The 19800-nt window shown below is 48.0% G+C and carries 25 protein-coding genes; 14 read left to right on the top strand and 11 right to left on the bottom strand.

The features are described from left to right. The first annotated feature begins 101 nt into the window (after positions 1 to 101). Both JX580_RS09550 and JX580_RS09545 read left to right on the top strand, forming a co-directional pair. Entirely contained in the window at positions 102 to 323 is a 222-nt protein-coding gene (locus JX580_RS09550; RefSeq protein ID WP_248850318.1) for a hypothetical protein, read from the top strand. Between the two features lie 72 nt (positions 324 to 395). Continuing rightward, positions 396 to 680, top strand: coding sequence for an addiction module antidote protein (locus JX580_RS09545; RefSeq protein WP_006460679.1), 285 nt, complete (start codon positions 396 to 398; stop codon positions 678 to 680). 13 nt (positions 681 to 693) lie between these two features. Here JX580_RS09545 and JX580_RS11940 read toward each other — a convergent pair whose 3' ends face one another. Continuing rightward, on the bottom strand, positions 694 to 825 hold the full coding sequence (locus JX580_RS11940; RefSeq protein ID WP_283103585.1) for a hypothetical protein: 132 nt from the start codon (positions 823 to 825) through the stop codon (positions 694 to 696). A gap of 34 nt (positions 826 to 859) precedes the next feature. Then, a complete protein-coding gene (locus JX580_RS11935) occupies positions 860 to 982 on the bottom strand; it encodes a hypothetical protein (RefSeq protein WP_283103584.1) in 123 nt (40 codons plus the stop codon). Between the two features lie 213 nt (positions 983 to 1195). Here JX580_RS11935 and JX580_RS09540 point away from each other — a divergent pair, with 213 nt between their 5' ends. The 7 genes from JX580_RS09540 to JX580_RS09510 all read left to right on the top strand — a co-directional run bounded on the left by JX580_RS09540 (position 1196) and on the right by JX580_RS09510 (position 8261). Continuing rightward, on the top strand, positions 1196 to 1726 hold the full coding sequence (locus tag JX580_RS09540) for a molybdopterin-dependent oxidoreductase (protein ID WP_248850317.1): 531 nt from the start codon (positions 1196 to 1198) through the stop codon (positions 1724 to 1726). Positions 1727 to 1818: 92 nt separating this feature from the next. Beyond that, complete coding sequence (locus JX580_RS09535; RefSeq protein WP_248850316.1) at positions 1819 to 3858, top strand: TonB-dependent receptor plug domain-containing protein; 2040 nt, start codon at positions 1819 to 1821, stop codon at positions 3856 to 3858. A 137-nt stretch (positions 3859 to 3995) separates the two neighbouring features. After that, the gene (locus tag JX580_RS09530; RefSeq protein ID WP_248850315.1) at positions 3996 to 5021 is read left to right on the top strand and encodes an ABC transporter substrate-binding protein; all 1026 of its coding nucleotides are present in this window, start codon (positions 3996 to 3998) and stop codon (positions 5019 to 5021) included. Then, positions 5014 to 6006, top strand: coding sequence for an LLM class flavin-dependent oxidoreductase (locus JX580_RS09525; protein ID WP_248850314.1), 993 nt, complete (start codon positions 5014 to 5016; stop codon positions 6004 to 6006). The genes JX580_RS09530 and JX580_RS09525 overlap by 8 nt, the downstream gene beginning before the upstream one ends. After that, on the top strand, positions 6000 to 7016 hold the full coding sequence (locus JX580_RS09520) for a FecCD family ABC transporter permease (RefSeq protein WP_248850313.1): 1017 nt from the start codon (positions 6000 to 6002) through the stop codon (positions 7014 to 7016). The genes JX580_RS09525 and JX580_RS09520 overlap by 7 nt, the downstream gene beginning before the upstream one ends. Positions 7017 to 7196: 180 nt before the next feature. Then, positions 7197 to 7406 carry a TOBE domain-containing protein gene (locus JX580_RS09515; RefSeq protein WP_248850312.1) on the top strand — a complete coding sequence of 70 codons (210 nt, stop codon included), beginning with the start codon at positions 7197 to 7199 and terminating at the stop codon, positions 7404 to 7406. Positions 7407 to 7508: 102 nt separating this feature from the next. Next, positions 7509 to 8261: an ABC transporter ATP-binding protein gene (locus JX580_RS09510; RefSeq protein ID WP_248850311.1), complete on the top strand. Its 753-nt coding sequence runs from the start codon at positions 7509 to 7511 to the stop codon at positions 8259 to 8261. Here the strand turns inward: JX580_RS09510 and modD are convergent. From modD to JX580_RS09480, 6 genes are all read right to left on the bottom strand, one after another. Next, on the bottom strand, positions 8245 to 9090 hold the full coding sequence (modD, locus tag JX580_RS09505; RefSeq protein WP_248850310.1) for a ModD protein: 846 nt from the start codon (positions 9088 to 9090) through the stop codon (positions 8245 to 8247). The genes JX580_RS09510 and modD overlap by 17 nt on opposite strands. Positions 9091 to 9099: 9 nt before the next feature. Continuing rightward, positions 9100 to 9897: a sulfite exporter TauE/SafE family protein gene (locus JX580_RS09500; RefSeq protein ID WP_248850309.1), complete on the bottom strand. Its 798-nt coding sequence runs from the start codon at positions 9895 to 9897 to the stop codon at positions 9100 to 9102. Between the two features lie 4 nt (positions 9898 to 9901). Continuing rightward, on the bottom strand, positions 9902 to 10978 hold the full coding sequence (modC, locus tag JX580_RS09495; RefSeq protein ID WP_248850308.1) for a molybdenum ABC transporter ATP-binding protein: 1077 nt from the start codon (positions 10976 to 10978) through the stop codon (positions 9902 to 9904). Positions 10979 to 10982: 4 nt separating this feature from the next. Continuing rightward, complete coding sequence (gene modB, locus JX580_RS09490) at positions 10983 to 11678, bottom strand: molybdate ABC transporter permease subunit (RefSeq protein ID WP_248850307.1); 696 nt, start codon at positions 11676 to 11678, stop codon at positions 10983 to 10985. 33 nt (positions 11679 to 11711) lie between these two features. Then, on the bottom strand, positions 11712 to 12476 hold the full coding sequence (modA, locus tag JX580_RS09485) for a molybdate ABC transporter substrate-binding protein (protein WP_248850306.1): 765 nt from the start codon (positions 12474 to 12476) through the stop codon (positions 11712 to 11714). Between the two features lie 103 nt (positions 12477 to 12579). After that, positions 12580 to 13380 (bottom strand): TOBE domain-containing protein, encoded by an 801-nt coding sequence (locus JX580_RS09480; protein ID WP_248850305.1) that lies wholly within the window; start codon positions 13378 to 13380, stop codon positions 12580 to 12582. A gap of 162 nt (positions 13381 to 13542) precedes the next feature. Between JX580_RS09480 and JX580_RS09475 the strand changes: the two genes are divergently transcribed. The 3 genes from JX580_RS09475 to JX580_RS09465 all read left to right on the top strand — a co-directional run bounded on the left by JX580_RS09475 (position 13543) and on the right by JX580_RS09465 (position 16131). Continuing rightward, positions 13543 to 13800, top strand: a complete 258-nt coding sequence (locus JX580_RS09475; RefSeq protein WP_248850304.1) for a helix-turn-helix transcriptional regulator — start codon at positions 13543 to 13545, stop codon at positions 13798 to 13800. 16 nt (positions 13801 to 13816) lie between these two features. Continuing rightward, on the top strand, positions 13817 to 15019 hold the full coding sequence (locus JX580_RS09470) for a type II toxin-antitoxin system HipA family toxin (RefSeq protein WP_248850303.1): 1203 nt from the start codon (positions 13817 to 13819) through the stop codon (positions 15017 to 15019). Between the two features lie 65 nt (positions 15020 to 15084). Beyond that, entirely contained in the window at positions 15085 to 16131 is a 1047-nt protein-coding gene (locus tag JX580_RS09465) for an AI-2E family transporter (protein WP_248850302.1), read from the top strand. Positions 16132 to 16156: 25 nt separating this feature from the next. Here JX580_RS09465 and JX580_RS09460 read toward each other — a convergent pair whose 3' ends face one another. The 3 genes from JX580_RS09460 to katG all read right to left on the bottom strand — a co-directional run bounded on the left by JX580_RS09460 (position 16157) and on the right by katG (position 18961). Next, positions 16157 to 16501, bottom strand: coding sequence for a type II toxin-antitoxin system PemK/MazF family toxin (locus tag JX580_RS09460; RefSeq protein ID WP_248850301.1), 345 nt, complete (start codon positions 16499 to 16501; stop codon positions 16157 to 16159). Continuing rightward, entirely contained in the window at positions 16467 to 16667 is a 201-nt protein-coding gene (locus tag JX580_RS09455; RefSeq protein ID WP_248850300.1) for a hypothetical protein, read from the bottom strand. Before JX580_RS09455 ends, JX580_RS09460 begins: the two co-directional genes overlap by 35 nt. 137 nt (positions 16668 to 16804) lie before the next feature. Continuing rightward, positions 16805 to 18961 (bottom strand): catalase/peroxidase HPI, encoded by a 2157-nt coding sequence (gene katG, locus JX580_RS09450; RefSeq protein WP_248850299.1) that lies wholly within the window; start codon positions 18959 to 18961, stop codon positions 16805 to 16807. Positions 18962 to 19225: 264 nt separating this feature from the next. Between katG and JX580_RS09445 the strand changes: the two genes are divergently transcribed. Continuing rightward, a complete protein-coding gene (locus JX580_RS09445) occupies positions 19226 to 19486 on the top strand; it encodes a type II toxin-antitoxin system Phd/YefM family antitoxin (protein ID WP_248850298.1) in 261 nt (86 codons plus the stop codon). Continuing rightward, positions 19479 to 19793, top strand: a complete 315-nt coding sequence (locus JX580_RS09440; RefSeq protein ID WP_248850297.1) for a type II toxin-antitoxin system RelE/ParE family toxin — start codon at positions 19479 to 19481, stop codon at positions 19791 to 19793. The genes JX580_RS09445 and JX580_RS09440 overlap by 8 nt, the downstream gene beginning before the upstream one ends. Positions 19794 to 19800 lie beyond the last annotated feature (7 nt).

Here is a 19800-nt window from a genome sequence, read left to right as displayed (position 1 = left end):
CTAGGGTGTGTTGTAGTCTCAGGTGTTGTGTCGTTTTGGATAATCTCACTTGCATTCAAGGTGGAGAGTGGTTACATTATCCAAATGGATAAAGGTGGGCTATGATTGTTAAAAAATTTAAACTCAATGACCGGTATCCATTTGATGAAAGCCTAGCTGGAATTAAAGATCCTATTGCTAAAGCGCGAATACTAGCGCGTTTAAGACGATTAGAGCAGGGCAATCGTGGTGACTTTAAAATATTGAAGGCCAACTTTATGAACTGCGTATTGATGTTGGGCAGGGCTGGCGTGTTTATTATAAACAAGCGCATAGCGAATTAGTTTTGCTAATGATCGCTGGCCTGAAGCCTCATCAATCGAAAGATATTGAAAAAGTAAAAGGATGGTTGAAGCATGACACAATCAATGAATGATACGTTTAATGTGAGTGATTACCTCAATACCCCTGAAGACGTAAAAGCCTATTTGCAAGCCGCGCTGGACGAAAATGATCCAGCCTTCTTTATTGACGCACTGGGCGTGGTCGCACGTTCAAGTGGTATGAAAGCTTTATCGGAAAAGACGGGGTTAGGTTATCAAAGTTTGTATAAATCGTTTGGGGAAGGTAAACACCCACGGTTTGAAACCGTATTTAAGGTGATTGAAGCAATGGGCTTGCGCTTTAAATTAGCGTCTTAAAGGGTTAGCGTCTTTAATGTTTAAACACTTTCCAAGCGGAAATCAGCAGTAAGACCGCTAAAAACAAGCCGAGCCATTGTGCTGGAACCAGACCCAGCATCAGGCCTCCAACGAGCGCGCCAGCGATTGAGCCGACACTCATCATACGACACGGTTGAGCATCGCGGGGGTGAGTTTCATCACATAACCGCCACCAAAATCGGTAAACGGAATTCGGCACCACCCAAGCCAATTAAGCCGCCGAGCAAACCAATCAGAGCGCCGAGCACCGCCGCTAACCAGAGCTTTTGTAATCCACTCATTGCTTCACTCCGCCAAAGCAACCGATTTAATCAACGCATACACAACCAGGCCTGGTTGTAGGGGGATAAATAAATTTAATTCTGTTAATGCTTGATTCTAAATCTATAAGCATGTTCTAATATGAGTCGTTATTTACCTGTGGATATAACGCTTTAAACATCCTACCTGACGTGTTCAGGTTTTTTTATCTATTTCGATATATGGTTGGGTATATGATGAGATTGTTTCGCTTAGGTTTATCCTTGCTATTATTCAGCCTGGCCTTGGTTGTTCAGGCGCAAGCCGACCAGCCTAGAATGAGCGAAACGCTGAGCGTGTTTGGTGCGGTTAAGCAAGAAAAAACCTTTAGTTTAAACGATTTAAAGCAGTTAGCCGGTTTGCAGTTGCACGCTGTTGAGGTGATGTGCATGAGTGGTGCGAACAAAGGGCAAATGGAAAACTTAAGCGGTGTGGCATTAAAAACGTTGCTGGAACATGTCGGCTTAAAAGTAGATAGAGGCAAAGATTTTCGCAAATTGGCGATTATCGCTTATGCCACGGATGACTACTGGGTGACCTATTCTTGGGGTGAAATTTTTAATCAAGCCAACGGCGATCAGGTGTTGGTGTATTTCGCCAAGGATGAGGTTGAATTGGGTTCGGAGGATGGACGCTTCGCACTGATGCCCGGTAATGATGTGAGCAAAGGTGGCCGCCAAGTGAAGTGGTTGGAGCGCATCGAAGTGCGTTTGCTTGCACCTTAGCGCGCGACATAATAACCAAAATAGCAGGCCTGCTGAATGCGGGCTTTTTTTAACCCTTTCGATATGTACATAAGTATAACTCGGGGAATGTGATGAAGAAAAAAACCATGCTGTACAAAATGACCTGTAAAAAAACCATTTTATCCGCCGCCATTGCCGGTGTCTTTGCCTCGCCGCTAATGGCCGACGACACGTTTACGCTTGGCAAAATTACCGTGGGTGGCGAACAAACGCAAAAAATTGAGGCGAATGTGGTGAATGCCGATGAAATGCGGGCGCAGGGTCTAACTGATGTCGGCCAAGCGGTATCGCGCGTGCCGGGTGTGGTCATTCGCGAAGGCGGACGACGCGCGGAAACGCAAGTGGCGATTCGTGGCTTTGATTCGCGTCAAATTACGCTAAACCTGGATGGTATTCCGGTTTATTTACCCTATGACGGCAATGTTGATTTAAGTCGTTATTTAACCGGCGATTTAAGTCGAATCGAAGTGCAAAAAAGCTTAGGCTCGTTATTGCTGGGGCCAAACAATATGGGCGGTTCGATTAACCTGGTCAGCCGTAAACCAACCGAGTCCTTGGAAGGGCGTGCCAGCCTTGGCATGGAGGCGGGTAAAAATGGCGTATTTTCGCGTTTTGGTAATGTGCAGGTTGGCAGTCGGTTAAACGAGTTGTTTTACATTAGCGCCGGTTTTAGCAAGATTGATAAGGATAACTTCCCGTTATCGGATAGCTTTAGTCCGGCGACGAATCAATTTACCAATACCGTGATTCAGCCTAAAGGCGATCGCGTCCGCTCGGCGAGTGATAGCCAAAATATGAATCTAAAGCTTGGCTTTACGCCGAATGAAACTGATGAGTATGCGCTCAGTTACCATCAAGTGCGTGGGCGCAAAGATGCGCCGTTATATGCCGGTGGTGAATTAACCGGCACGTCAGCACGTCCGGCGTATTGGGACTGGCCGCAATGGGATAAGGATAGTGTGTATTTCTTGAGTCATACCCAGCTGGGAGAGAAAACCTATGTTAAAACCCGCGCTTATTATGATCAATTTAATAATAAACTCAATTCGTATAACGATATAAGTTATAAGGCGATTACAGCGGGTTATGCGTTTCGTTCACAGTATGACGACGAAAGCCTTGGCGGCAGCATTGAGCTGGGGCATCGCATCGCGCAACACCAGCTTAGAGCCGCGTTTCACGCTAAATATGATGAGCATAAAGAGCGCGATTTAAATAAGGATGTCGGCACGGTTGATGAACGCTGGAAGACCTACCAAAACCACATTCATTCATTTGGTTTAGAAGATCGCATTCAACTGACACAAAACACGCAACTTACTTTGGGCTATCGGCGTGACCAATACAAGGTAACCAAAACCGACGACCTCGATCCGACAACCCAGCCTTCGAGCGATCAAGGTGCGGATAACGTTCAAGTTAAAGCCGAGCATCAATTCGGCACGCATACCTTGTTTGGCGGAGTGTCCAAGAAAACGCGTTATCCGTCCATCAAGGAAATTTATTCCTATCGCTTAGGGCAGGCAATTCCGAATGCGAATTTAGGCGCGGAGTCGGCGTTGCATTATGAAATCGGCGCGCTGGGTGATTTTGGAAAGCTCGACTATCAACTAAACCTCTTTTATAGCGATATTTCGGACGCGATTGAGTCGATCACGCTGACCTCTGGCGCGGATGCCGGTAAGTTCCAAAACAAAAACGTCGGAACCGCTACCCATTACGGTGCGGAAGTCATGCTGTCATATCCGACCAGCGACAACACGCGTTTAGATGTGAATTATGCCTATGTTAAACGTGATTTAGCTGACAAGACGCTGGTGCCGACACAAAGCCCGGAGCATCAAGGCATGGTCACCATGAATTGGTTTGCTACCGACAAGTTGGATTTGGCGGCGGAGTTGCAGTTTGCCAGCCAGCGCGACACCACCACCGACGGCAAGCGCACCACCGCCGGTTATGAACTGGCGCATCTGCGAGCAGCCTACCAATTTAATAAAACCTTGAGTGCGAACGCGGTGCTGAAAAACGCCTTGGATAAAGATTATCAAATCTATGATGGTGATCCGATGCCTGGGCGGACACTTTGGGTCAGTGTCAGCGCAAACTTTTAACGCTTAATTTGTGAGAAGGCCTGAATCACCAGGCCTGGTAAAACCGAATCCTTTTTTGTTATCTGTCATTTTAGCAAAAGGTATTGACCCGTTTCGAGTGATGGCGAAACGGGTCTTTTTTAGTTTTAGGAGGTGGCATGATGCATCGTGCTTTTTGGCTGGGTTTAGGCCTTTTATTTTCACCGTTAAGTTATGCAACGCCAGCGTGTGTTAGTCAAACAGAACCAGAGCGGGTGTATGGCGCCAATCCGGTGGTGACCTATTTAATTATGGCTTTAGCACCGGAGAAGCTTGTGGGTTGGAACTTTACGCCGCCCCCCCAAGCGAAGGGCGTGTTTTCGGCGGATAGTTTTGATAAGCCGATTATTGGCGGTTGGTTTGGTCAAGGGCAAACGCCAAATATCGAAGCGCTGATTAAGACGCGACCGGACTTAGCGATTTTATCCGGTGCGACGGTGCATCTCAGTCGGCAAACGGCATTGACCCGTTTAGGTTTGCCGGTGTGTACGGTCAAGTTGGATGCGTTAAGCGATTATCCCCTAGCGATTCGGCAAATGGGAACTTGGTTACATCGTGAACAAAAAGCACAGGCGTTTGCCACCTTAGCGGAACAGCTCATTGCGCAACAAGCGCAGCGTCGTGCGCAATTAGAGGCGAAAAATACCCCAATCAAAACCGTGTATTACGCGCAATCGCCTTCGGGGTTAGAAACCGAATGTGTCGGGTCGATTCATGCCGAAGTGATTCCTTTGGCAGGGGGTCAGAATCCGCATCATTGTCCGGCGGATGCCGAGCAGGGCAGTCGTTATGGCAAGGTGGCGATTAGTTTTGAGCAGTTGATGCGTTATAACCCGGATGCGATTGTTACCCAAGAAAAAGCGTTTTACGACAAGGTATATCAAGACGCGCGCTGGCGAAACCTCAAAGCGGTGCAAAACAAACAGGTGTTTTTCATGCCGCAAATGCCGTTTCGCTGGATGGATCGCCCGCCATCGTATATGCGCCTGTTGGCGATGCAGTGGTTAATGACACAACTTTATCCTGAGCAAACGGACATTGATATGAATGAACAGGTGCGCGGGTTTTTTAAGCAGGTGTTTGATACGGATTTGAACCAGGCTCAAATCGCCCGTATTTTACAAGGAGGTTTAGTTGATGAATAAACGCAGGCCAACTTTAGGGGTGATGTTGCACATTACGCCGCAGACGCAACATACGGCGACGCAAACCTTGGTGGAGTTTACCGAGTTGGTGCAAACCATTGATCAACTGGGTTTTGATGAAGCTTGGGTGACTGAACATCACTTTAACGAATACAGCTTAACTCCTGCGCCGTTGTTATTAATGGCGCATTTTTTAGCGCATACCGCTCAGCTTAAGCTGGGTGCGGCGGCGGTATTACTTGGATTTCATAATCCGATTGCGATGGTTGAACAACTGGCGCTATTGAGTAGTCTGTATCCGCAGCGCGTATTGTGTGGGTTTGCCAAAGGTGGGCCGTTTGAAGCACAAAATGCGGTGTTTAACATGGATAGAGATGTGAGTCGTTCGCGGATGCAAGAGGCCTTGCCGGCGATGCTGGCGTTATTTCAACAGCCGGTGGCGAGTCATCAAGGCGTGCATTTTCAGTGGTCAAATGTGGCGTTGCAACCTAAAACTAGGTTAGCGCCGGAAAGTTGGTTTGTCGCCAGCGCGGATGAGGCGACGATTCAACTTGCGGCTGAACAGGGCTTTGGGTTGATGGCAGCCCAGTTTTGGCCACAGGAAAAAATCGCCCAGTTGATTCAAACCTATCAAGGTTACGCTCTGTCGAAACAGCCGGTGAATATGATGGCGGCGCGTGGCGTGTTGATTCGGGAGCATACGGACGATGCGCGTCACCAGGCCTGGTTACATATTCAAAGCGTGCGTGCACAAAAGTCGCAGCTTTGGGGCAAGGAAAAGGGGCCGATGGCCAGCTTGTCTGAAGACGAGTTAGTCGCCAGAATGCTGGTGGGTACAGTGGAAGATGTGCGCCAACAAACGCAAAGTCTGCTTAATCTTGGCGTAGCGCGTTTAGCTTTAAATCCGCTGAGTGCCGAGCATGGCTGTCGTCTTGCCCAGCTTGAGCGTTTTAAGCGCGAGATTTGGCCGGAGTGGCTATGTTAACGCTCTCGCCTTTGCGCCTCAGTTTAATACTCAGTTTTATTTTGCTGGCAACCGCTTTGTTATCTCTAAGTTGGGGGCGTTATGACTTTTCACCGTTTGCCAGCTTGCTTGAGTTTGGGCGTTATCTCGGCTTATTGCCCGGTGACGCGGATAACATGGTGGTCAATCTGATGCTGGATGTGCGTTTGCCTCGCATTATCGCGGCGATTTTAATTGGCGCGGCGCTGGCGATTGCGGGGACGGCGTTTCAAGCCTTGTTTATGAATCCGCTGGTTTCGCCCGGTATTTTAGGGGTGTTATCCGGGGCGGCTTTCGGCTCGGCGTTGGGGTTGCTGTTATCCGATTCACTTTGGCTAATGCAGGTTTTGGCGTTTGGTTTTGGCTTGGTAGCTGTCGGGATTGCGCTGTTACTCGCCAAGGGCGAGTTGCGTCAAAATCTGACGGTGTTGGTGTTGGGTGGCATGATTTCCGGCGCGTTGTTCACGGCCTTTTTATCGGTGATTAAATATGTTGCCGATCCTTATAACAAACTGCCGGCGATTGTGTATTGGTTGATGGGATCGCTGGCGCATACCGATATGTCGATGATGTTGATGGTTGCGCCGTTTATGCTGGCCGGTATCGTTTTGCTGTGGTTACAGGGGCATAGTCTGAATGTGTTGAGTTTAGGTGATGACGAAGCGCGTACGCTGGGAATCAATGTCGAACGCAAGCGCATGATGATTATTGTTGTCGCCAGTTTTTTGGGGGCGATAACGGTGACGCTCGGCGGCATGATTGGCTGGGTCGGCTTGGTGATTCCGCATATCGCGCGCCTATTATTTGGCGCAGATAACCGTGTTTTATTGCCCGCTTCGGCGTTGTTAGGCGCGATTTATTTGCTTTGGGTGGATAACGTTGCGCGCTTGGCGATGAGCGTCGAAATTCCACTGGGCATACTCACCGCCTTAATCGGCTTGCCGGTTTTTGCTTGGGCATTGCGCCATAGCAAACGGGCTTGGCAAAGCTAATTCGGCTTTTTGAGGGCGATATGTATTGACCTCTACGCGGTAGGATTGGTTTAATGTTACCGAATTATTTAGAAATAATTCAATAGGTTATGTATTATAGGTGATATTGCGTTAAGCCAATATTGCCTAAAGTAATACTCGATTTTTTATCAATAATTTCATCAGTTAAAGGAGAAAACAATGAAATTTAGCGCACGTAATCAAGTTAAAGGCACGGTAAAAGCGATTCACGAAGGTGCGGTGAATACTGAAGTGGTGATTGAGGTGGCAGAAGGCGTTGAGTTGGTGTCGATTATTACCAACGGTTCGGCGAAAGCGCTGGGTCTGGAAGTCGGAAAAACGGCCTATGCGATTGTGAAAGCGTCTAGCGTCATGGTTGCGGTAGATTAAACCTTACACGATTGAAAGCCAGCCCGATTCGTCGGGCTTTTTTAGCGCTATCGATATAGTGTTTAGTATATTTTGTATGGTCTATATGGTTGAGGAGTCAGCATGATAGAGGTGCGTGATTTAAGTGCCGCGCATGGAAAACAAGCGGTGTTCAACAATCTCAGTGTGCGTGTGAATGAAGGCGATTTTGTGTGTTTGTTAGGGCCAAATGGGTGTGGCAAAACAACCCTGTTGCGTACCTTGTTGGGTTTGCATCCCAAAACGAGCGGACAGGTGTTATTACGCGGTTCGGATAGGGCGGCCTTGAGTGCAAAGCAACAAGCGCGTTTAATCAGTTATGTGCCGCAATATCATCGCACGGCGTTTGGTTATCCGGTCATCGATATGGTGTTAATGGGAGTGATGGCGGCTTATTCCGAATGGGCAGTGCCGACGGCAGTGCATAAAGACCTCGCGTTAGCCGCGCTGGCGCAAATGAATATTGCACACCTAAAAGACCGACCCTACACTGAACTCTCCGGCGGACAGCGCCAGCTGGTGTTGATTGCGCGTGCTTTAGCGCAGGATACGCCTTATTTATTTATGGATGAGCCGACCAATAGCTTGGATTATGGTAATCAAATTAAACTACTCGAACGGATACGCGATCTTGCCGATCACAAGCGCTGTATTATGATGACCACCCATCACCCCGAACAAGCGATGATGGTTGCCAATCGGGTATTGACCATGCAAAACGGCGCGTTATTGCAAGACGGTGTGCCGAGCGAAGTGATAACTAAAATCAAAATGGCACAACTCTATGATTTGGCGCTGCATCAGATTCCTAAGTTTAGGTTTAACCAATCGACGTGATTTTGGCACCGAAGTCGGCGGGTTTGGCGTGATAGGGGCTGGATGTGATGAGGATATCGACCCCTGTTTGGGCATAAGCGGCGGCGGTTTGCAGTCTAACACCACCTGTTGCGGCAATCACCAGGCCTGGTGATTGGTGTTTGAGTTGGGGGACGAGTTCGCGCAGTTGGTCGGCGCTGAATTTATCTAGTTGGAGTTGGTCGGCGCCCGCTTGCGCGGCTTCGATCGCCTGTTGAGCCGTTTCTGCTTCGAGCATCACTCGTTTTTCAGGCGAGTGCTGGCGCAGGCGTTGTACAAAATCTTGCAGGCTTAATTCAGGAAAAAACGCACGGTGTTGTTCAAATACTAATAAGGTTTCCGACAGGCCGGTGCGATGAATAATGCCGCCGCCGCAGAGCACGGCGTATTGCAAAAGTTTGCGTGCCGAAGGCAGGGCTTTGCGTGTGGTGGCGACTTGAATGGTCGGTTGGTGTTGCCGAGCTTGTCTCAACATTGCGTGGGTGTAACCGGCGACACCGGATAAATACTCGATGACATTCAAGGCTTGTTTCCAAAAAATATGCAGATATTGTGCTGAGCCTTTTGCGATGAGTACCACTAGGCCTGGTTGTATCGGATCGCCATCCTGTAATCCTGTTTCAAAGCTTAAATTTAAGCTGGCGGCCATTCTTTCGGCAATTTGCAATCCGCACACAATACCCGCTTCGCGCGCACGAATTTCAATGATGCCGCGCTGCTGACTCAGACCTAATGCGCGTGAGGTTTCATCGTGCAGTGGCATGTCTTCTAAGATGATTTGGTCAATCTCGTGTTGCGATAAATAAATCATAACCAAGCCTTAATGTTTAAATACTTTCCAAGCGGAAATCAGCAGTAAGACTGCTAAAAACAAGCCGAGCCATTGCGCCGGAACAAGGCCGAGCATCAGGCCGCCGACGAGCGCGCCAGCAATTGAGCCGACACTCATCCAGATTAATAAATCCCTTTCACGACGTAGTGCATCAAAGGCTTGCGCTTGGCGATAGCGGAAAAAACCCACCAGCATGGTCGGCAGGCTGACCAATAGCGATAAGCTGCCAGCGGTTTTAATATCGATCCCCCAAAGAATCACAATAATTGGAATCAATAATTCGCCACCAGCGACACCCAATACCGCCGCAACGATGCCGACCACCAGGCCTGCTAATATGCCGACTAAGGCTTGTAACCAGGCCTGCTGAAATAAAGGTGTGCCCGTTTCACCGAAACCGACTAAGTGTTCCCAAAACATAATCAGCGCTAGCGCAATTAATAAACCAAACACCACCCGGTTAAGCATCGCGGGGGCGAGTTTCATCACATAACCGGCGGCATACCATGCACCGACTACCGAGCCGATCAGCAGATTGACCACAATCAGCCAATGCGGGAGCAGGCTTTCCATCGGCACACTAAAACCACGCGAAAAGATGGAGGTGATGACCACCACCAGACTCATGGCTTTATTGAGAATAATCGCTTCCAGCGTGGGCAAGCTGAACACCGCCACCAAAATCGGTAAACGGAATTCGGCACCACCCAAGCCAATTAAGCCGCCGAGCAAACCAATCAGAGCTCCGAGCACCGCCGCTAGCCAGAGTTTTTGTAATCCACTCATCGAGTTATTCCGCTAGCGCGACCGATTTAATCAACGCATAGACCACCAGGCCTGGTTGTAGCTTGAGGCGTTGGGCGGAGGCTTGGGTTATTTCGGCGAATAACTGCTGGCCCCCAGCAAGATTTAAGCGGACTAACAAACGGTGTTCGTCAAGCGGAACCAGTTCATCAACCTCGGTGCGAAGGTGGTTAATAATACTTAAATCTTTGGGGTCGGATAGAGCTAAACTCACATCCCGCGCTAACACCCGAACACGTACCGTGTGAGTGTGGATATCATGGGTTTGGCTCAGGTAGAGGGTGTCTTCGCCCAAGTTGATTTCGCGCAATCCAGTTTCCACCCGACCAGGTTGGCCGATTAACACCGACACCGCACCCTGTTCGTCAAACAAGGGTGAATCAGGACGTTTTAGTGATTGTTGCAGGGTTTCAATGGTTTCGATCTGACCCTCTTGCATAAACACAATCTGGTTCGCCAAGCGTTCGACCTCTACCGGTGCATGAGTGATATAAAGCACCGGCAGCTTAAACTCTTCAACCAGTTCTTCAATCAAGCCCAATAACTCGGCTTTTGAGCGCCAATCGAGTGCTGAAAGTGGTTCATCCATGCAAAGCAGTTTGGGCGACATAAGTAAGGCGCGCGCAATCGCGACCCGTTGTTTTTCGCCACCGGATAAAAAAGTGACGTCGCGGTCGAGTTTGTCTTCAATGCCCACCCGGCGCACAATCTTGTCAAAATCCGCCGTTGGGTGGTTTTTTGGTAAGCGGTTGATGCCGTACATCAGGTTTTGGCGCACCGTCATGTGCGGAAACAAGGCGGCATCCTGAAACACAAAGCCAATATGCCGCTGTTCGGTCGCAAGGCGTTTTGAACCCGCCTGCCAAACCTCACCGTCCATGCTGAGTTGACCATGGGTGCGTTTATCTAGGCCTGCTATGGCGCGCAATAGCGTACTTTTGCCGCTACCGGAGCGACCGAATAACACGGTCACGCCTTCAAGTGGTAGTTCAAAGTCACCGCTATTGAGCTTAAAACTGCCTAGGTCGAGTTGCAGGTTGCCTTTTAATAGATTTTTTGCCATAGCGTTATCCTACCTTTACGCCAAAACGGCGGTTTAAACCATATACCAGCATTAATACAAATAATGAGAACACCAACATGATTGCCGACAGAATATGGGCTTGAGTGTATTCCATGGCTTCAACATGATCGAAAATATCAATCGACACCATGCGCGTTTCGCCTGGAATATTGCCGCCGACCATCAAGACCACACCAAATTCACCGACCGTATGGGCAAAGCTAAGGGTGGCCGCGGTCAAAAAGCCGCGACGCGATAGTGGGATAATGACGGTACGGAATCGATCGATAAAACTTGCGCGTAGCGTGGCCGCCGCATCTAACAAACGATGCGGAATCGCTTCAAACGCGTGCATCAGCGGTTGCACCGCAAACGGCAAAGAATAAAATACCGAGCCAATCACCAGGCCGAGTTTGCTAAAGGTCAATTGACCTTCAAAGCCAAAAAAACGTAAAAACTCGGTAATTGGGCCGGTGGGATTCATGGCAATTAATAAATAAAAGCCCAACACCGTTGGCGGTAGCACCAAGGGTAAAGCGACAATCGCTTCGAGTAATACCTTGTTTGAGGATTTCATTTGTGACATCCACCAAGCCAAAGGTGTCCCCAGCACAATCAAAATAATCGTGGTATAGGTTGCGATTTCGAGTGTTAACCAGATGGGTTGTAAGTCGACCGCAGCGCCGAAAAGTTCAATCATAATACTGTCCGTTTCAGTTGGATTAATTAATATTTATTCAGGCAGGTTATAGCCATAGCGCTGGATAATCTCAATCGCTTTTGGCGACTTCATATAGTCCATAAAGGCGATAGCGGCTTCATTTTTCGCACCGCGTTTAGTAATCACCGCGCCTTGGTTGATTGGATTATATTGGTCGGCAGGCAGCGTCCAATATTCACCATTGTTATAAGCTGGGCTGGCTGGGTCAACGACCTGAGATTTGGCGACAAAACCAATTTCTGCATTTTTGGTCACGACATATTGAAAGGCATGCGCAATGGACTCACCGTTGACGAGTTTTGGTCGAACGGTATTGTAGAGTCCGACATTGTTTAAAAAGACTTCGGCTTGTGCCCCGTAAGGTGCGGTTTTGGGGTTCGCCATGGATAAGTGACGGAACTCGGCTTTTTTTAGAATATCCATTGCGTTATTGGCGACAGGTAAGGTTGGGCTATAGAGCACCAATACGCCTTGAGCGTAAACAAAATAACTGTCCTCAACGCCTAAACCATGCTTAATCGCTGCTTTGGGCGCGGTTTCATTGGCGGAGAAAAACAAATCAAACGGTGCACCGTTGCGAATTTGCGCAAATAGTTTACCGGATGGCCCAAACGAAAAACGAATGGTGTGGCCGGTGTCTTCGGTAAAGGCTTGGCCAATTTCTTCAATCGTTTTGGTGAAGTTGGCGGCCACTGCAGCGGTCACGGTTGCGGCTTTTGCCGAGGTTGTGGCGGCAAATGCCAATACCAGGCCTGGTAAAAGATATTTAAGCTTCATATTGATCACTCCTAAAAATAAAAAAACAAGCGATAGATACTAAAGGCTATATCGCTTGGGGTTAAAAAACCCGTTTGCACGGGCTGACAGATAACGTAACGTTTTACTCATCCACGCCAATTAAAACGTGTGAGGCTTTTATCAGCGCACAGATGGGTTCGCCTTCGGCGAGCTTGAGCTCATTCAGCGCGCTGTGGGTAATAATTGACGACAGGGTGTTGCCACCTTGGAGTTCGACCACCACCTCCACATTGACCGGCCCTTCGGTGATTCGACTGACTTGGCCGCACAAAAAGTTACGTGCGCTAATCAATCCTTTGGCTTGTTGTTTGGCTAATACCACCCAGCTGGCTTTGACGAGTGCCCAAGCTGTGACGCCCGGTTTTAACCCCATGCGTGTCACGCTGTCGGCGGTGACCGTCGCCACAATGCGATCATCGCCTTGCAGTTTTAGCGTGACTTCTGCGTTTACTTCACCGGTTTTGACGGTTTCCACCGTGCCGTAAAAGCTATTGCGTGCGCTGGTTTGCATTTTGATTCTCCGCATTAAGGGCAAAATATCGGCATCAGTGTTCTCTAACGATGCCATCCACATGGTCTGCATCGCTGATAGCCGCTCGTGCATGGTGACGATTTGCAGACCGGTTTGGGTGAGGGTCGCGCCGCCGCCACCTTTGCCGCCGTGTTGCCGATTGACCAAGGGCACGCCCGCCAGATTGTTCATAATCTCGACCGCATCCCAGGCCGCTTTATAGGTCATGCCGACTTGCTTGGCGGCTTGCGACACGCTGCCAGTCGCCTCAATCGCTTGCAACAAATGCAAGCGACGCGGGCTGATGTCGCCGCTGCCTAAATGCACATGCCAAGGGGCAAAAAATTCGGGTTGATTCGACGAACTTGACATCAAGTTATACTCAAGTAAATAACGATTTTCGAACTATACTCAACACCATATTGCTTGTCAATTGAATTGTGCGTCGATTATTCCCTTACGGTAATTTTTTGTTTTATTTATTAAGTAGGAAGGTGTATTATTCCCGAAAGGGAATAAATTTGAGGTTCAATTATGACGAATGTTAAAAATATCCCGAACGGGAATATTGAAGGGCTGCATAATCCTATATTGGATTCGGTTCAGCTGGGTAATAAGGTGCGTGATAAGCGAAAGAAGGATGGTTTAACACAGCAGGATTTAGCCGCCGTTGCGGGTGTGGGGGTGCGTTTTGTCTCTGAACTAGAAAATGGCAAACCGAGTGTTCAACTTAATACCGTGCTAGCGGTATTGGCGGCGCTGGGATTGCAGCTGTTGATTGTAGATAAATAGAAAAATAGGGGGCCGTGTGCAGCAGCTTTATGTGTTTTATCAACAAAGTAGGGTAGGTGAGTTAGTCAAGCTTAATGCAAGGCAAATGCGCTTTAAATATGACCAGGCCTGGTTAGCCAATCCAAATGCTTTTGCCTTGTCGATAAGCTTACCGTTACGAAGCGAACCGTTTGAACAGGCTGAAACGTTTTTTGCAAATCTATTGCCAGAGGCTGATGTACGCGCAGCGCTGTGCAAAAAACTTGGCCTGTCTGAAAAAAATGATTTTGGGTTGTTGGCTGAAATCGGTGGTGATGTGGCTGGTGCGATTTCTATCTATTCGACACTGCAGCTTCCCGTCTATGAAAGCCAGTTTTTACCGCTTTCAGAGTCAAGCCTAGCAGAACTGTTGCAGGCATTAGAAAAAAACCCGTTTAAAGCGATCGATGGCGATATTCGCTTATCACTGGCGGGGGCGCAAAATAAGTTACCGGTTATGAAGTTAGATAAGGCTTCTAGCCCCTTTGCTTTGCCGATTTCGCCTGACTTGGCGACCACGCATATTATCAAATTAGCGAATACGCATTTTAAAGACTTAGTCCTCAATGAAGTCACCACTATGCGCTTAGCTAAAGCGTTGGGTTTAAATGTGCCGGAAGTCGATTTTTTGTCAGTGGCGGGTAAAACGCATTTTATTATTCAGCGTTATGACCGGTCTAATGGCGAACGCTTGCATCAAGAAGATTTTTGTCAGGCACTTGCGATTGATGCCGCTAATAAATATGAAGCCGAAGGTGGCCCTAGTTTAAAGGAATGTGCCGATTTAATTCGGGGGTATAGCCACAAACCTGCGGCAGACTTGTTGCAGTTTGTTCGCTGGGTGTTGTTTAATCTCTTGGTCGGTAATTGTGACGCACATGGCAAAAATATCGCATTTTTGTATGCACCAAAGTGCGAGCTGGCTCCATTTTACGATCTAATTTCAACCCAGTGTTATGAAACCTTGAGTCAAAAATTCAGTATGAAAATCGGTGGAGAGAATCGTTTAGACTGGATACAGAAGCGTCATTTGCAGGCTTTTTCTGAAAGTATTGGTGTTAAGTTCACATTCGTTCTTAAGGAGTTTAATAAGATGGTGGCGTTAATTGAGCAGCACCAAAGCGTGTTAGAGTCCTATTTACCTTTAAAAAGGGTGGTAAATAATAATGTACAGAAATTTAGTCGGCGGTTTAAAGTTTAGCCCTTAATCAACCAGGCCTGGTGGTAAACTGGCACGCATTGAGAAGCTAAAAGGATTTTAGAAAAATGACAGATAATAAAGGTTTGTTTTGGTTGGTCGGCTTGGCCAGCGTGATTGTAATTATTTCGGGATTAAAAGCGGCAGAGGCGATCACGATTCCGATTATGTTGGCGTTGTTTGTCGCGATTATCAGTACACCGTTTTTACGCATGATGACCGCGCGCGGTGTGCCGTCCTCTTTGGCGGTGTTGATTGTGTTGTTTGTTTTGATTGTATTTGGTGGGCTGTTGGCGATGGTTGTGAGCAGTTCGATTGACAATTTTATTGCCCAACTGCCGATTTATCAAATTCGTCTGCAAGCGACCTTAACTGAACTCCAACCTGTTTTGGAAAGTTTGGGTTTGCCGGTGACGCGTGAGATGTTAATGGAGCACGTTAACCCTTCAAATGTAATGGGGACGGTCGGTACAGCGTTATCTGCGGTTGGATCGTTGTTGACTAATGTGTTTTTGGTGGTGTTTATCGTGATTTTTTTACTGATGGAAGAAGCGACCTTTCCACGTAAAATTCGTGCGGCGATGCCGAATGCTAATTTTACTCTGGATGCCGCGACCGGTTTTATCGCAAAAGTAAATAAGTATCTGTTAATTAAGACAATTATTAGCTTTATCACCGGCGTGCTCGTAACCTTCTGGTTGATGTTTTTAGGCGTGGATTTTCCGGTGCTTTGGGGTTTAGTGGCGATGTTAATGAACTTTATCCCCAATGTCGGTTCCTTGATCGCGGCGGTGCCAGCGGTGTTGTTGGCTTTGGTGCAACTCGGGCTGGGCGATGCGGTTTGGGTGGCGATGGGTTATGTCGTGATTAACATAGCAATGGGCAGTATTATTGAACCGAAATATATGGGCAAAGGTTTAGGACTATCTCCACTCGTGGTGTTTTTATCCTTGTTAATTTGGGGTTGGCTGTTCGGGCCTGTGGGGATGTTTCTCTCGATTCCCTTAACCATGATTGTCAAAATCGGCCTTGAGCAATATCACAGCACACGCTGGATTGCGATTATGCTCAGCAACGATGCGCCAGAACCGAAACCAGAGCAAGATAAAGCCTAAGAAAATTCCAGTTAATCAAAAGTTTTTAGCAGTTAAGTTGGTGGCAGATGATTTGATCAAATTTTTGTGTTGCAGATGGTGTCAGTTGTCCAATGCGTTTTTTGATGAGAGCGTGATTTAGCGTCACAAGTTTATCTGGTCGCAGATAGCTGATTTTAGGGAGTTGACCAAGCATTAAGTCCAAAGCCTTTATTTCTTCAGCTTGGTCATAACCGGATTTTGATGTGATTTGTACTGCAAGAAAATCGCCTTGAGAATTCGGCTTTGAAAGCATTAAAACAGGGCGAAGTTTGTTTGATGAAAGGTCGGTAAATGGGTAGGGGATGACGACAATATCAGACTTCTGGTACATGATTCCAGACCTCGTCATCTTCGTTGTTCCAGTCGGTGAAACTATTCATTTGCGCGGCTTGCAGATTTCGCCATTCCTGAGTGTCTTCACGCTGGTTTAAATAGAGCGCAAAATCAAGCACTTCTTTTGCCATATCATCTGGAAAGGGTTTAATCACTTCGTAAATAGTATCAGCTAATGACATCGTTGACTTCCTTTACAACGGACTTTATATGAATGATATTAAACCACCAGACTTGGTGGTTGGCAAGTTATGAGGCCTGAAAGCAACAACACCCGCGAAGGCGGGTATTGTTGTCTGTAGCTTGAGGTTAGAAAGGATTAAGCCAGATCAAACCGATCGGCGTTCATGACTTTTGTCCAGGCTTTTACAAAGTCGTGGACAAACTTGGCTTTGTTGTCATCTTGCGCATAGACTTCGGCATAGCTGCGCAGAATCGAGTTAGAACCGAACACTAAATCCACGCGACTCGCGGTATATTTCACCGCGCCGGTTTTGCGTTCGACGATTTCGTAATGATCTTTGCTGGCTGGTTTCCAGCTATAGGTCATATCGGTCAAGGTCACAAAGAAGTCGTTGGTTAACGCCCCGGGTGTGTCGGTGAAGACACCGTGTTTTGAGCCGCCATAGTTGGCACCAATGACACGCAACCCACCGACCAAGCAGGTCATTTCATGCGCGGTCAGCCCCATCAACTGAGTGCGGTCAAGCAACAGCTCTTCTGGCTGAACAATGTAATCCTTTTTCACCCAGTTGCGATAACCGTCGTGAATCGGCTCCAGCGGTTCAAACGATTCAACATCGGTCATCTGTTGGCTGGCATCACCACGCCCCGGCGCAAACGGCACGTCAACCGACACACCGGCGGCTTTAGCGGCCTGTTCAACCCCCACATTACCGGCCAGTACAATCACATCCGCCACACTGATGCCAAACTCGACCGCAATCGGTTCAAGCTTGCCGAGTACACGCGCTAAACGTTCCGGTTCGTTGCCTTGCCAGTCTTTTTGTGGCGCTAGACGAATTCGCGCACCATTGGCACCGCCACGCAAATCCGAACCACGGAAGGTGCGCGCCGAATCCCAAGCGGTGGCGACCATATCTGCTACCGATAAACCGCTGGCGGCGATTTTGGCTTTCACTGCGGTGAGATCATAATCAGATTTTCCTGCCGGAACCGGGTCTTGCCAAATCAAGTCTTCACTGGGCGACCAGGGGCCGATATAACGCGCTTTAGGCCCCATATCGCGGTGGGTTAATTTAAACCAGGCACGTGCAAATACCTCAGAGAAATAGTCCGGATTTTCGTAGAATTTTTTTGAGATTTCACGATAAATCGGGTCTTTAATCATCGCCATATCGGCATCGGTCATAATCGGGTTATAACGCTTGCTTGGGTCTTCGACATCAACCGGCTTGTCTTCTTCTTTGATATTAATCGGTTCCCACTGCCAGGCACCGGCGGGTGATTTTTTCAATTCCCAATCATAGGTGAATAACAAATAAAAATAACCGTTATCCCACTGGGTTGGGTTGGTTGTCCAGGCGCCTTCAATCCCTGAAGACACGGTATCGCGACCTACGCCACGGGTTTTATGATTCATCCAGCCAAAACCTTGTTCGACGACATCAGCGGCTTCCGGATCAGGCCCTAGGTTTTCCGCACGACCATTGCCGTGACATTTGCCGACCGTATGCCCGCCAGCGGTCAGTGCGACGGTTTCTTCATCATTCATCGCCATACGCGCAAAGGTTTCGCGCACTTGCAGAGCGGTTTTTAGCGGATCAGGTTGACCATTGACGCCTTCCGGGTTGACGTAAATCAAGCCCATTTGCACTGCGGCCAGTGGGTTTTCCATGGTGGAAGGGTCGTCAAGGTTGTCATAACGTGCGTCTGATGGTGCCAGCCATTCTTTTTCTGCGCCCCAATAAATATCTTTTTCCGGCTGCCAAATATCTTCGCGGCCAAAGGCAAAACCAAATGTTTTCAGCCCCATGTTTTCATAGGCGATGGTACCGGCTAGCACCAGTAAATCGGCCCAGCTCAGTTTGTTGCCGTATTTCTTTTTAATCGGCCACAATAGGCGGCGTGCTTTATCTAGGTTGACGTTGTCCGGCCAGGAATTAAGCGGTGCAAAGCGTTGATTGCCGGTGCCACCGCCACCACGCCCATCGGCAATGCGATAGGTGCCGGCCGCATGCCAAGACATCCGAATCATTAAGCCGCCATAGTGACCCCAGTCAGCCGGCCACCATTCTTGGCTGTCGGTCATCAGCGCGTGCAAATCTTGACGTAAGGCTTCATAGTCCAAGTCTTTAACTGCTTCGCGGTAGTCAAAGCCAGGATCCATCGGATTTACCTTGCGATCATGTTGATGCAAGATATCTAAATTGAGTGCGTTAGGCCAAAAGTCCATGGTTGATTTTTCAACAGAGCTATTGGCACCGTGCATAACAGGGCATTTTCCACCAGACATACTATCCTCCTAGGGTTTATCTGTAAGATGTTGTGCTCGAATTAACGAAACACATGAGTCAATTCTACGCCGATTTTTGATATGTAAAGGCAGTTTATTTTTATGGTTTTGATAGTTTTTGACTATGGTATTTGAGCGGGTGTTTAACCAGGCCTGGTGATGAAATCACGTTGCCTTGTTATTTTATAAGTATCGTAAAAACAATCGGGTTAAATCGTTCGATTCGTTTATAATGGTTGAGGGTTAATTATATGGAGTGAGTTTATGCACGCTTTAAACGCGAATGAGGCCAAAACCCAGTTTGGCGCCCTACTAATGAAAGCGCAGCGAACGCCGGTACAAATTAATAAAAACGGTAAGCCGGTGGCCGTGATGGTATCGATTGAAGAATTTGAAAACATCGAAGAAATAAAGCGTCAGTGGTTACAGACTCGGTTTTCGAATGCCCAGCAAGAAATCCAACAGGGCGATACAGCAGATGGTGACGAGTTTTTCAGTGAATTGTTAACGAGCAAGTATGACTAGGCTTGCTTACCGGCTCACGGCAGAGGCTAAAGCCGATTTGATCGACATTCGACGTTATAACGTAAAAAATTGGGGGGAGGTTAAATCACAGGCTTATTTGTCCGGGTTAAGGGATACGATTCAACGATTGGCGGCGTTTCCATTAATCGGTGAGCCAAGGCCTGATATCGCTGAATCCGTTTTTAGTTTTCCCTATGTTAGCCATATGATTTATTACACCTTAGAACAACATCAGTTGTGGGTGTTTGGTGTCATTCATCAAAGTCGCGTGCCGAATTTACATTTGGAAAATCGGAATAAACCCTAGCGCACAC

Source organism: Thiomicrospira microaerophila (assembly GCF_023278225.1).
In the GTDB taxonomy this organism is placed as follows: domain Bacteria; phylum Pseudomonadota; class Gammaproteobacteria; order Thiomicrospirales; family Thiomicrospiraceae; genus Thiomicrospira; species Thiomicrospira microaerophila_A.
This window is presented reverse-complemented; position numbering and strand designations above follow the sequence as displayed.